The following is a 12,532-nucleotide window of genomic DNA, read 5'->3' as shown; positions in this document are numbered from 1 at the left end:
TTTCATCCCGTGAGACGAATGAATCCGTCTCATGAGACAAAAAAATCCGTCTCGTGAGACGAATAAATCCGTCCCGTGGGATGAAAGAAACCGTCCCACGGGATGAATGAATGTATTTGCCGCTATGAATAATACAGGCTAAAGAATTGCTTGCATTGCGCAGCAATCTGATTGAGATTCCGTTTCGCTCTATTATCATTCATTGTATGAACTAATTATGAGCAGCTACTTATTTTTCTGTTTTTATGAGGAGCATAGCGGGCTATGTGGCGAGTAAAAAGAGGGAAATAGACCGGAAATAAACTCAAAACAAGCTGAATAAAAAACTTTTTGAGGAATATTTAAACAGGCTCTTAATTTAACCGGCATAAAATACGAAAGATTTTATGTAAGTTTGCTTCCCTAAAACTTTAAATGACATAGTATGTTGACATTCATCTCTTGTGCCAAAACAATGGTGGCGCGTACGGCTGTGAAAGTACCTGAAATAACTGTTCCGCACTTTCAGGCGGAAGCAATGCGGAATGCATTGGATATGGGACAGTTTTCTGCTGCCGAGTTGGAAAGCTTATTGCGGGTGAACTCTAAAATGGCTGTTGAGAATTACCTGCGTTTTCAGGATTTCTTTTCAGACTCCAATCAGTCAATGCCTGCAATATGCGCTTATACCGGTATTGTCTTTAAGCGCATATCACCGAAGGATTTTTCCGCAGATGATTTCCACTACGTGCAAAATCATTTACGTATTACTTCTTTCCTTTACGGGTTGCTGCGTCCGCTGGATGGGATAAAGCCCTATCGGCTGGAAGGAGATGTGCGCTTGCCCGAAAGGGGAGGAATGACGATGTTTGATTACTGGAAGCCGTTGCTGACGGATTGTTTTATAGAAGATATCAAGCAGAAAGGCGGTATCCTCGTGAATCTTGCCAGCGGTGAGATGAAAGATTTATTCGACTGGAAGCGGGTAGAAAAGGAAGTCCGGGTCATCACTCCTGATTTTCAGGTTGGGAAGAATGGGCAGTTGAAAACGATTGTTATCTATGCCAAGATGTGTCGTGGTGAAATGACGCGCTTCATCATCAGGAATCGTATAGAACATCCCGAAGGTCTGAAGGCTTTCACGTGGGAAGGTTTTGCTTTCGATGAAAGCCGGAGTACGGATAATCATTTGATGTTTACGTTGGTTTAAAGTACGTTAAATAACAGGATGTTCTACAGCGAATTCTGGTTATAAGTAGCTGTTCATAAGTAGAAGCTGTTATTGGATTCAAAACAGCTTCTTAGTTCATACGATGAATGATAATAGAGCGAAACGGAATCTCAATCCGGTTGCTGCNNNNAAATGCTGCGCTACGTTAGCCTGTCAGGAAGATAAAAAGAGATCCGCGTTATCCGCGTTATTCTGCGTCTAAAAAATTATAGTATAAACTAATTATGAACATTGACTTAACTGCGACAGCCTTCCGGAACATTCTATCCTGCATTATTCATACAGGCTACAGAATCTTTAGAAGACAAGGTTATAAAGAGAGCAATATTTTTATTACTTTTGCACCAATCTATCATTTATTAAGGAGATTTTATTCATGGCAAGAAGAGATACAATCAAAGATAAGGAACAATCCCTTTCCCTGTTTGGAAAAATAAGGGCAATCTTCAAAAATGAAACCATTCACTTTGTTGTCGGACTGATATTAGTTATCTTTTCAGTCTATCTGTTACTGGCTTTTTCTTCGTTCTTCTTTACGGGTGCTACCGACCAGAGTATAATTGACGGTGGTAACGCGCAAGAACTCGCCTCTACGAATAATGGTGTGAAGAACTATGCCGGTTCGCGCGGAGCACAATTGGCAAGCTATCTTATTAATGATTGCTTCGGCGTTTCTTCTTTCTTTATTCTCGTATTCCTTGCGGTAGCCGGATTGAAACTGATGCGCGTACGTGTGGTTCGTCTCTGGAAATGGTTTATCGGTTGCTCGTTGTTGCTGATATGGTTCTCCGTTTTCTTCGGCTTCGTGTTTGTGGATCAGTATAAAGACTCTTTCCTGTATCTGGGTGGCAGGCATGGCTATAATGTCAGTAACTGGATGGTATCGCAAGTGGGTGTTCCGGGTGTTTGGATGATTTTGCTGGTAACGGCAATCTGCTTCCTTATCTATCTGAGTGCACGGACTGTAATATGGTTACGCAGACTGCTCAGCCTAAGCTTCCTGAAACGTAAGAAGAAAGAAGAGGCAGAAGCCGGTGAAGCTCCGGAAGAATTTACAGATTCCTGGACAGCAAAGGGGAATGATAAAACCACTCCTGCCGCAAGTACTCTAAAACCGGAGAATACGGAAGATAAAGAAGCAACTGCTGTGTCGAAGCCCGTAGACAAACCGGATAATGAAATACTGTTGGATTTGAATGGCACTGCCGGAAATAAACTCGCCAAACCGGCGGATGAAGAACTCTCCATGACCATTGAAACTCCTGATCCGGACTTCGTAGCCCCGCCTTTGGGAAAACCGGCGATAGTGGAACCTACTTTTGAGATAGAAGCCGTAGGAGAAGATGAAGAATACAGAGGAACTGAAAAAGAACCCTATAACCCCCGTCTTGATTTAGAGAATTATCGCTACCCTACGGTTGACCTGATGAAGCATTATGATAATGCCGAACCGACTATTGATATGGCGGAGCAGAATGCCAACAAGGATAAGATAGTAAGTACATTGCGTAGCTTTGGTATTGAAATCAGCACCATAAAGGCAACGGTAGGGCCTACGGTTACATTGTATGAAATTACTCCTGAGCAAGGAGTGCGCATCTCCAAAATCCGTGGTCTGGAAGATGATATCGCTCTCAGCCTTTCGGCACTGGGTATCCGTATCATTGCTCCCATTCCGGGGAAAGGCACTATTGGTATTGAAGTACCGAACTCCAATCCGAAGATTGTTTCGGGACAAAGCATCATTGGCAGCAAGAAATTCCAGGAATCTACTTACGACCTGCCGGTTGCTTTGGGCAAGACTATCACTAATGAAGTATTTATGGTGGATTTATGTAAAATGCCCCACATGCTGGTTGCCGGCGCTACGGGTCAAGGTAAATCCGTCGGACTGAATGCCATTATTACCTCTTTGCTTTATAAAAAGCATCCCGCCGAGTTGAAGTTTGTATTGGTAGACCCGAAGAAGGTGGAATTTAGCATCTATTCGATTATCGAACATCATTTCCTTGCCAAATTGCCCGACGGGGAAGATGCCATTATTACGGATGTAACCAAAGTAGTTCAGACATTGAACTCAATCTGTGTGGAAATGGATACCCGCTACGACTTGTTGAAAATGGCTCATGTGCGTAATATCAAAGAATATAATGAGAAGTTTATCAATCGCCGGTTGAACCCGGAGAAGGGGCATAAGTTCATGCCTTATATCGTGGTAGTAATTGATGAGTTCGGTGACCTGATTATGACTGCCGGCAAAGAGGTTGAGTTGCCCATTGCCCGTATCGCCCAATTGGCGCGTGCGGTAGGCATCCACATGGTGATTGCTACGCAACGTCCTACGACGAATATCATTACGGGTACGATTAAAGCAAACTTCCCGGCGCGTGTTGCGTTCCGTGTGTCGGCTATGATAGACTCACGTACCATTCTTGACCGTCCGGGAGCTAACCAATTGATTGGTCGCGGTGACATGTTATTCTTGCAGGGAGCCGATCCCGTACGTGTGCAGTGTGCTTTCATTGATACCCCGGAAGTAGCCGAAATTACCAAATTCATAGCCAAACAGCAAGGCTATCCTACGGCCTTCTATCTGCCCGAATATGTTAGTGAAGACGGCGGAAGCGATCTGAGTGATGTGGATATGGGACGCTTAGACCCCTTGTTCGAAGATGCGGCTCGTTTGATAGTTATTCACCAGCAAGGTTCTACTTCGTTGATACAACGTAAGTTTGCCATTGGTTATAACCGTGCGGGGCGTATTATGGATCAGTTGGAAAAAGCCGGCATCGTAGGAGCTACACAAGGCAGCAAGGCGCGCGACGTGCTTTGTATCGATGAGAATGAGCTGCAAATGCGCCTGAACAATTTGTTATAGTCCCTGTTAAGTAACAATAGGATTCAGGGATGTTAGTATCCTGATACATACGCATATATGCTCATATACAAAAACAAATCTATCGGAAATTTTATGAAGAATATTCTTTTATTCTGTATTTGCTTGTTTGGTGCGGCATCGTCGCTCCCGGCACAACAGCCGGATGCCCGGGAAATATTAGACCGTACTGCTACCGCTTTCCGTCAAGCGGGAGGTATTGAGTCTAATTTTACTATTGATACTCATCGCAAGGGTACTCCGGTGAGGACTTCTGCCGGTCTGATTAATCTGAAGGGAGAGAAATTCTTTTTAAATGCCGAAGGTGTGAAAACATGGTTTGATGGTCGTACACAATGGAGTTATCTGGTTGATAGCGATGAAGTGAACATATCCGATCCTACTCCTGAGGAATTGCAGAGCATCAATCCTTATGTTTTATTATCCATATACAAACAGGGCTATTCTGCAAAATTGGGCACTACTGCCACTTATGAAGGAAAACCGGTGTACGAAGTGGTGTTGACTGCTTCCGGCAAACAGCAAGATTTGCAGAGTATCATCCTTTATGTGACAAAGGATCGTTTCCAGCCGTTGTATGTGAAAATGACTCAGAAAGGGGGAGATTATGTTATTATTCGCGTTACATCTTATCAACCCGGACAGACTTACAATGATGCTCTTTTTGTATTTGATAAAAGGACATTCCCGACGGCGGAGGTGATTGATTTAAGGTGAGAATGGGTACGCGGACGACGCGGATTAAACGGATGAACGCGGAGTATCTCTATTCCCCTCCTCCTGGGAGGAGGGGTGCCCGAAGGGTGGGGTGGTAGGTAAAAAAAAGAGTTCCTTAATTCTGTAATTAATAGGTATTTTATTGTTTAACCTACCACCTCCCCCTACGGGTACTCCTCCTCCCGGGAGGAGGAGAATAAGGATACTTTTATTAATCACATGCGCTAATCACTAATCACTAAACACGAATCGCTGCTAAACTCCGCTTTGCTAAGTTGTTATTTATGCTACAAACTAATAATGGCAAGATACCTAAGTACTTAGAACAAACTAATTATAATGAAGTATTTATGAAAAATAAAATGGATAATGATATGGAAACAGAAAAAGTGAAATGTTTGATTATTGGTTCAGGGCCGGCAGGTTATACGGCTGCGATTTATGCCGGACGTGCTAACCTCTCTCCGGTGCTTTACGAAGGAATGCAACCCGGCGGTCAGTTGACTACCACTACGGATGTGGAGAACTTCCCCGGTTATCCGGAAGGTGTTAGCGGTTCGCAACTAATGGATGATTTGCGTAAGCAGGCTGAGCATTTCGGCGCAGATTTGCGTTATGGTGTTGCAACTGCTTCCGATTTGAGTGCAGCGCCTTACAAAGTAACGATTGATGACGAAAAAGTAATCGAGACGGATACATTGATAATTGCCACAGGTGCTACGGCTAAGTACCTGGGATTGGCAGACGAGAAGAAATATGCAGGTATGGGTGTCAGCGCTTGTGCCACTTGCGACGGTTTCTTCTACCGTAAAAAGATAGTAGCTGTTGTGGGTGGCGGAGATACTGCCTGCGAAGAGGCTGTTTATCTTTCCGGACTGGCAAGTAAGGTTTATCTGATTGTCCGCAAGCCCTATCTGCGCGCCTCTAAAATTATGCAGGAGCGTGTGACGAAGCACGATAAGATTGAAGTGCTCTTCGAACACAATGCCGTAGGTCTGTTTGGAGAGAATGGGGTAGAGGGCGTTCATCTGGTGCAGCGGATGGGCGAAGCGGATGAAAAACACTATGATTTGCCTATTGACGGTTTCTTCCTGGCTATCGGGCATCAACCGAATTCGGATATCTTCAAGCCTTATCTGGATACGGATGAAACGGGCTATATTGTTACAGAGGGAAATACTCCTTGTACTAAAGTACCGGGTGTGTTTGCTGCCGGTGATGTAGCCGACCCACATTATCGCCAGGCTATTACTGCTGCCGGAAGTGGATGCAAGGCTGCCATTGAAGCAGAGAGATATCTTTCTTCCAAGTGTATGTTGTGATTTAGCTTACATTATTCATACATACATTTTTCATCTGCAGATAACACAGATTACGCGGATTTATTTTAGAGCCTGTTTAAGTTTTGCTCAGTTTGTTTTGAGGAAAATTTAAACAGGCTCTAAAACCTAATCTGCGTTATCTGTGCAATCTGCGGATGAAAGTATCTTATTAATAAACCTCTATCTCGTCTACGAATAGATCTGACGGAATAATGTCATCCGGAGAATCTTTGCGGCAGTCGATGCCATTGCGCAATACACCTCCACTTTTCAATGTCACTTTGATGTAGCGTGCTTCGGTAGGAGTACATTCCACTGTATCGGTGAACATCTTTCTTCCACGTTCGGGGTATTCGCGGGTGAAAGTTCCCTGTCCTATCTCTTTGAAATCCTTCCCATCCAATGAAGCTTCTATGCATACCCCGCCGGCAGGCAGAACACGGAAAGCCGGATTATAAAGCGTTCCGAAAGTTACCTTACTGACAGTGGCTGTTGTCTCCATGTCAACAGAGAATACAAGCTCGTTGTTGTTATTATTGTTTAGCTTGAATGTTACCCAAGGCGTGAAGGAAGCAATATTTCCACGTTTCCCGTTTGTTAAGCCTAAGGTTGTGGGATCTGCACCTAACACATCGTTTTCACTGAAAATGTCGCCACTCATCCAACCGCATTTAGGAACGGTCGTATATTTCTTGCCACTTATCAGGTTGGCGTACATCTTCTTGGAGTTGACTTTACCCAACATTTTTCCATCCTTGAAAGCAGCCGCCTGCAAGTCGATGCTGCCTTCCCAGGTAAATGGTTCGGCATAAAGTTCGGATTTGGCTGTCGGGGCGCTTCCGTCTTTCGTATATCTGATTTCGGCATCGGGATAAAATGTTTCCAGTACAGCTTTCAGGCTACCATCGTAAACGCGGGTATTGATATTTACGTCGAAGAAGTTACGGCTGGCTTTTACTTCGAGAATATCCATCCGTTTGAAGTCTTCTACCATACGGCGACGGAAACAATCCCAGTTTTTTACGGCGTTTTGTGTCCAGCCGGTTTCTGCCAAGGCTATGGCGCGAGGATAAGTTTGATAGTCACGGTGATCGTTACTTTGTATGTATTCAGCCCACATGTTGCCTTGTACGCCGATGATATGTTTCTTTATCAGCTCTTCCGCATCGTCGGGTACAGGATTATAGCTGTAGGTTTTCTTCAGTGTGTTGTAACCGCCGATAGTGGTTGGGGCTACTTCGGGTTCTTCCTGATACTGGTCGAGGTAAGCGTAAGGACTTGGAGTCATGATAGCGTCATGTCCCGCCTTTGCGGCAGTTATGCCACCTTCCACGCCACGCCATGACATCACTGTTGCGTTTGGCGCCAAACCGCCTTCCAGTATTTCATCCCATCCAATTATGCTGCGTCCTTTACTATTGAGGTATTTCTCCATGCGGGTTACAAAGTAACTTTGAAGTTTTTCTTCTTTGGTATGTTTCTTGCCGTCCACGCTATTGGGGGTTGTATCGTCCTTCAATCCTAATTTCTTGATTAGTGCCTGGCAGTGTGCGCAATTTTTCCATGCGGTTTTAGGGCATTCGTCGCCGCCGATGTGGATATATGAACTTGGGAATAACTCCAGAACCTCGTCCAGCACCCCTTCCAGGAATTGGAATGTTTCTTCTTTGGGGCAGTACACTTCCTCAAATATACCCCAGGTTGTGGCTACCTCATACGTTCTATCAGGCCGGCAGGAAAGTTCGGGGTACGCGGCTAAGGCGCCAAGGGCGTGTCCCGGCATTTCTATCTCCGGAATGACGGTGATGTATTTGCTTGCGGCATAAGCCACTATGTCCTTAATCTGGTCTTGCGTATAATATCCTCCGTGTTCTTTGCCGTCGAATATCTGTGGCCAGTTTACATAGTAATAGTCTATTAATGTTTCTTTTCGTTTTGAACCTATCTCTTGAAGTTTCGGATATTTCTTGATTTCTATCCTCCATCCCTGATCGTCCGTCAGATGCCAGTGGAAGGTATTCATCTTGTGCATGGCAAGCATGTCGATGAATTTGTAAATGTAGTCGGTGTCGACGAAGTGCCGGCAGGGGTCCATCATCAGACCGCGATAGGAAAAACGCGGAGCATCTTCTATCTGTACGGCTGGAAGAGACCAATCGGCGCGTTTTACTTTCTCTTTTCCATAAATGGCGGGGGGGAGGAGTTGGTACATGGTCTGTACTCCGTAGAAGAAACCGTTGGGCTGTGAGGCGGTAAGGATAATTTCGTTTGGGGAAACGGATAAATTATATCCCTCTTTCGGCATACCCTCTACGGTTGTGAAACGTATAGCGGGGGATTCTGCATGTTCCTGCGAACTGCTTTGCAGAGAGATGCCTGCGGTTAGTTGGACACGGGCTATCAGACTGTCTGCAATAGCCTGTACTTCCGGCGTGCAATTGGCAGTAACTACCAATACTTTATCACTTAGTTGAAAACGTCCCTCCTGCGGGGTCATTTGATTGGGCATTGGAACGATGTTATACTCGTTCACCACTTCTTTCCGGCCTTGCTGACATCCGGATGAAGTTAGCAATAAACCTGCTAAAAACAAAGAACTCAATCTTTTTTTCATGATATAAATGTGTGTTAAGTTGATAAGAGACTGTCTCTTATCCTATTTTGCTTATTTTCTTCAGCTTTTCTTCGTCTATGATTTTTATTTTTCGTCCGTCGATGGTGATTAACCGCTCCGTGGCAAACTGGGATAAGGTACGGATGGCATTGGAGGTTGTCATGTTTGACAGGCTTGCCAAGTCTTCGCGTGAAAGATAAATGCTGAGGGTGGAGCTATCTTCTTCCAGGCCGTAACTTTCTTTGAGGAAAAGGAGTGATTCCGCCAAACGTCCGCGGATATGTTTCTGAGTCAGGTTGACAGTGCGTTCATCAGCAATGCCAAGGTCTATAGATAATTGTTTGATGAAGAATAAGGCGAGATTATTGTTCTGTGTGACCAAGGTAGTGATGGCGGTCATGGGAATCAAACAAATAAGGGAAGGTTCGAAAGCAGCGGCGGCAGTTACATAGCTTTCGCGGGCGAAATAGGCGCGGTATCCAAAGTATTCAACAGGCTTAATCATACGAATAATCTGGCTTCTACCGCCGACACCGTCCTTGTAAATCTTGACTTTTCCGTATAAAAGGCACATCAGGTGTTGCGGGGTTTCGCCTTCACAGTGAATGATTTCGTTTTTTTTATAATTCTGGAGCGTAAAATGACTGGCGAGGAACTCTCGCTGTTCTTCGTTTAAAGGCGCCCACATATCAGCGATCAGTTCCGGAACGTTCACGTCTGACAGATTCATTTTTACCATAACTGCTGCAAAACTGTGTTATAGAGCACAAATATATGAAGAAAAAATTAAATATTGTATAAATTATGTGCTTTCTTTTGCCTTGATGCCAAAAAAAGTACCAAAGAAATAATCAAGGCTACACTTCCGGAGCTACTCCGGCACTGCCATTCGCAGACGGGGCTTCAACTCGTTTTGCTCAGACAATCGCCCCTTACCTGCGCCTGACAGCGCCTGCGCAACGCTCCTGCTGTGAGGCCGGGGAACCATGCGGGATGATGGCATGCGGGAATTGAGTAGTAAGGCGGGTTGCTGCAATGATAAGGCGGGTTATCCGGGGTAGAAGAGTTATCAGGCAACAAGTGGTGATATTTTTAGGCGTAGATGACGCGGATAACACGGATTTTTTCTTTTACGTAATCATCGCGCAGCCTGAATTCATCATTCATCATTGCGCAGCCTGAAAAAATCCGTGTTATCCGTGTCATCCGCGTCTAAAGAATTGCTTGCATCGCGCAGCCTGAAAAAACCTGCATCATCTTGAAATAATATTACGCTTATTTCGTGAATAATAATTCCCGGTATTTGGGCAAGGGCCACATTTCGTCGTCTATCTCCATCTCAAGGTGATCGATGTGGTCGCGTATTTGTTGCAGGTATGGGCGGACGTTTTCTTCGTAAGCAAAGGCTTTGTCTTTGTAGCAATTCTTGTGATTGGCTGTCTTACGGGCTTCCGTCATTTCGCGTACAAGGACTTTGATGGCGGTTACGCGTTTGGATATTTCGCGTATCAATTCCTTGCGGTCGGCGCTTAATATGTCGTATTCTTCGGGCGGAAATATCTGTTTCATGCCGCAGAGGTTCTCCAACAGACGGTTTTGATAGCTGACGGCAGTCGGTACGATGTGGTTTATGGCGAGGTCTCCTAACACGCGGCTTTCAATCTGCACTTTCATGGTGTACTTTTCCAGTTCCACTTCCAGACGGCTGGCAAGTTCCGTTTCATTGAAAATGCCTTCGCCGATAAGTACGCAACGGGATTGATTGTCCATGTAGTGCGTCAATGCTTCGGGGACGTGGCAAATGTTGGTCAGGCCGCGACGGGCGGCTTCTTCTTTCCATTGGTCGGAGTAGCCGTCGCCTTCAAAACGGATGAGTTCGGAAGCTATGATTGTTTCTTTCAGTATCCGGAAGATGGCTTCGTCCTTGCCGATGCCTTCGTCCATCAATTTATCGACGGATGCCTTGAACTCGTTCAGTTGGTTGGCCATGGCGGCGTTGATGGTAATCATGGCGGCGGCGCAGTTGGATGAAGACCCGGCGGCGCGGAATTCAAAACGGTTGCCGGTGAAGGCGAACGGGGAAGTGCGGTTGCGGTCGGTGGTGTCGAGGAGGATTTCGGGAATACGTCCGATACCCAGTTTGAGTGTGGTTTTTTCTTCTGCCGTCATTTTTTCGTCGCCTACCTGGCGCACAATGTCGTCGAGAGTGGCGGATAGTTGCTTGCCTAAGAAGATAGACAGAATGGCTGGCGGGGCTTCGTTGGCGCCAAGCCGGTGGCTGTTGCCTGCGCTCATGATGGAGGCGCGCAGTAAGTCCTGGTTTTTATATACCATCATCAGGGCATTCACTAAGAAGGTGAGGAAGAGCATATTCCCTTTAGGATTCTTACCCGGTGCAAAGAGGTTGATTCCTGTGTCGGTGCAGAGCGACCAGTTGTTGTGCTTGCCCGATCCGTTGACTCCGCTATAAGGCTTTTCGTGCAGCAGTACGGCGAAGTTGTGTTTACGCGCGATGCGTTTCATCAGATCCATAACCAACTGATTGTGGTCGTTGGCAAGGTTGGCGTTCTCGAATATGGGAGCCAGTTCAAACTGATTGGGAGCAACCTCGTTGTGGCGTGTCTTTACCGGAATACCCAGCTTGTGGCATTCTATTTCCAGTTCTTTCATGAAGGCTGTGACGCGTGGAGAAATAGATCCGAAATAATGGTCTTCCAGTTGCTGGTCTTTCGCCGATGAATGTCCCATAAGCGTACGTCCGGTCAGGCAAAGGTCGGGACGGGCGTTATACAGGGCAGAGTCCACGAGGAAGTATTCTTGTTCCCAGCCCAGGTTGGCGAATACGCGGGTTATGTTCTTATCGAATAACTGGCATATTTCCGTAGCCGCCTTATCTGCTGCGGCAAGCGCTTTCAGTAGTGGGGTTTTGTAGTCCAGCGCTTCGCCGGTATAGGAAATGAATATGGTGGGGATACACAAGGTGGTGTCTACCACGAAAGCGGGGGAAGACACATCCCAGGCGGTGTATCCGCGGGCTTCAAAAGTGTTGCGTATGCCTCCGTTGGGGAAGGAAGAGGCATCGGGTTCTTGCTGGATGAGCAATTTGCCCGAGAAGCGTTCAATCACTCCGGCGTCTTCGCTGAATTCGATAAACCCGTCATGCTTTTCCGCCGTGCCGTCGGTAAGCGGTTGGAACCAATGCGTGTAGTGGGTAACATTCAGGGATTTAGCCCAACTTTTCATGCCGTTGGCAATCAGGTCTGCTATCTCACGATTGATGGGAGTGCCTTTCTCGATGGCGTTTATAACAGCTTTATATGCTTCTTTAGGCAGGTATTCCTGCATTTTCTTCCGGTCAAACACATGGCTTCCGTAGTAATCGGACAATTTGTTCGAAGGGGGAACGACTTCTAAAGGGCGCCGGTTGGCAAGCTCTTGTAGAGCATAAAATCTCATTTTTGACATATTAGTCCTCCAATTATTGGTTGTTGGGCGCAAAATTATATGTTTTTTCCGATAGTACCCCTGTTTTTTAGGGGGTATTATTGAAAATTGTACTATTTTTATTGGAAGTACCCCCTCGGAATGCGTGCTTGACTCTGAAAAACGATTCTAATCATTCTGTAGCCCTACTCTTGCTCCTTACTAACTTGTATTATTCATACTTCAGGAGTTAACGTATGAATCATGCAGACCCTATCACACACTACCTGCTCCGTATCAAGTCCGTACCAAGTCCGTACCAACTCCGTATAAGGGTACCTTTATACGGA

General features: G+C 45.7%; 7 protein-coding genes. 4 read left to right on the top strand and 3 right to left on the bottom strand.

Features of this window, described 5'->3' with window-relative positions; genetic code table 11:
• Positions 1 to 424 precede the first annotated feature (424 nt).
• From yaaA to trxB, 4 genes are all read left to right on the top strand, one after another.
• On the top strand, positions 425 to 1,189 hold the full coding sequence (gene yaaA, locus B2Z67_RS03770; RefSeq protein ID WP_291528485.1) for a peroxide stress protein YaaA: 765 nt from the start codon (positions 425 to 427) through the stop codon (positions 1,187 to 1,189).
• Positions 1,190 to 1,586: 397 nt separating this feature from the next.
• Positions 1,587 to 4,088, top strand: coding sequence for an FtsK/SpoIIIE family DNA translocase (locus B2Z67_RS03765; protein ID WP_291528484.1), 2,502 nt, complete (start codon positions 1,587 to 1,589; stop codon positions 4,086 to 4,088).
• Between the two features lie 93 nt (positions 4,089 to 4,181).
• On the top strand, positions 4,182 to 4,823 hold the full coding sequence (locus tag B2Z67_RS03760; RefSeq protein ID WP_291528483.1) for a LolA-like putative outer membrane lipoprotein chaperone: 642 nt from the start codon (positions 4,182 to 4,184) through the stop codon (positions 4,821 to 4,823).
• Between the two features lie 374 nt (positions 4,824 to 5,197).
• Entirely contained in the window at positions 5,198 to 6,145 is a 948-nt protein-coding gene (gene trxB, locus B2Z67_RS03755; RefSeq protein ID WP_291528486.1) for a thioredoxin-disulfide reductase, read from the top strand.
• Positions 6,146 to 6,314: 169 nt separating this feature from the next.
• Here the strand turns inward: trxB and B2Z67_RS03750 are convergent, their stop codons facing one another.
• The 3 genes from B2Z67_RS03750 to B2Z67_RS03740 all read right to left on the bottom strand — a co-directional run bounded on the left by B2Z67_RS03750 (position 6,315) and on the right by B2Z67_RS03740 (position 12,224).
• Positions 6,315 to 8,759 carry a glycoside hydrolase family 20 protein gene (locus B2Z67_RS03750; RefSeq protein ID WP_291528482.1) on the bottom strand — a complete coding sequence of 815 codons (2,445 nt, stop codon included), beginning with the start codon at positions 8,757 to 8,759 and terminating at the stop codon, positions 6,315 to 6,317.
• A gap of 37 nt (positions 8,760 to 8,796) precedes the next feature.
• The gene (locus B2Z67_RS03745) at positions 8,797 to 9,498 is read right to left on the bottom strand and encodes a Crp/Fnr family transcriptional regulator (protein ID WP_291528481.1); all 702 of its coding nucleotides are present in this window, start codon (positions 9,496 to 9,498) and stop codon (positions 8,797 to 8,799) included.
• A gap of 536 nt (positions 9,499 to 10,034) precedes the next feature.
• The gene (locus B2Z67_RS03740; protein WP_291528480.1) at positions 10,035 to 12,224 is read right to left on the bottom strand and encodes a glutamine synthetase III; all 2,190 of its coding nucleotides are present in this window, start codon (positions 12,222 to 12,224) and stop codon (positions 10,035 to 10,037) included.
• Positions 12,225 to 12,532 lie beyond the last annotated feature (308 nt).

Origin of the sequence: Bacteroides sp. UBA939 (assembly GCF_002293435.1) — a bacterium.
Taxonomy (GTDB): domain Bacteria; phylum Bacteroidota; class Bacteroidia; order Bacteroidales; family Bacteroidaceae; genus Bacteroides.
The sequence above is the reverse complement of the archived record's forward strand: the minus strand, read 5'-3'. Positions and strand labels throughout refer to the sequence as shown.